Origin of the sequence: Acinetobacter sp. YH12021 (assembly GCF_013420145.1) — a bacterium.
In the GTDB taxonomy this organism is placed as follows: Bacteria; Pseudomonadota; Gammaproteobacteria; order Pseudomonadales; family Moraxellaceae; genus Acinetobacter; species Acinetobacter towneri.
Map to the genome: position 1 here is coordinate 1 of NZ_VOYT01000080.1, position 1,030 is coordinate 1,030.

Here is a 1,030-nt window from a genome sequence, read left to right on the forward strand (position 1 = left end):
TGACGATTGGTAAGAATCCACAACAAGTTGTTCTTCATTGATGTATCTGAGGGTCTGTAGCTCAGTTGGTTAGAGCACACGCTTGATAAGCGTGGGGTCACAAGTTCAAGTCTTGTCAGACCCACCATGAGCGAGGGTCAGCGAAACATGTTTCGCCCGAGCGCAAGACGAGAGCTATGCTCGAGTTAAGCATTCGCCTTAACACAGTTTACGATACATCGAATCACAGATGATAAGCTGGGGACTTAGCTTAGTTGGTAGAGCGCCTGCTTTGCACGCAGGAGGTCAGGAGTTCGACTCTCCTAGTCTCCACCAAATTTTAAGATCAGAAAAGCACTGCTTTAAGGCTTTTCCTTAAAATTTAAGCAAACAGCTATGCTGTGCGCAGGCACACATATACTGGAGCTTTAAGCTAAAGATTGCAGAACTTAATAAAAGATCGAATGATTAGATTTGATGGTTTATTAAGTTCTGTGATTTAAATATCACAGTATTTAGTGCGGTCTGACGAAGACGCATTAATTCATTAACAGATTGGCAAAAATTGAGTCTGAAATAAATTGTTCAACTCATTTAATTCAAGATTGACAGTAATACTTCGGTGTTACGGTTTAATTACGAATTGAAATGAGAACTAGCAAATTAACTGAATCAAGCGTTTTGGTATATGAATTTAGATTGAAGCTGTACAGTGTTTAAGTGCACAAAGCAACAAACTGTGGGCGCAAGCCTGTTGTTACACTCACTTGTAAGTGTTAACGACTGTTTGGGGTTGTATAGTCAAGTAATTAAGTGCATGTGGTGGATGCCTTGGCAGTCAGAGGCGATGAAAGACGTGATAGCCTGCGAAAAGCTCCGGGGAGGCGGCAAATATCCTTTGATCCGGAGATTTCTGAATGGGGAAACCCACCTACCTTAAGGTAGGTATCGTATGATGAATACATAGTCATACGAAGCGAACGCGGGGAAGTGAAACATCTCAGTACCCGTAGGAAAAGAAATCAATTGAGATTCCCTCAGTAGCGGCGAG

The 1,030-nt window shown here is 42.1% G+C and carries 2 tRNA genes and 1 rRNA gene; all 3 read left to right on the forward strand.

Features of this window, described 5'->3' with window-relative positions:
- Window positions 1–50: 50 nt before the first annotated feature.
- Window positions 51–127 (forward strand) — tRNA-Ile (locus tag FTT91_RS14645).
- Window positions 128–239: 112 nt separating this feature from the next.
- Window positions 240–315 (forward strand) — tRNA-Ala (locus FTT91_RS14650).
- A 463-nt stretch (window positions 316–778) separates the two neighbouring features.
- Window positions 779–1,030 (forward strand): 23S ribosomal RNA (locus FTT91_RS14655); the annotation flags it as partial.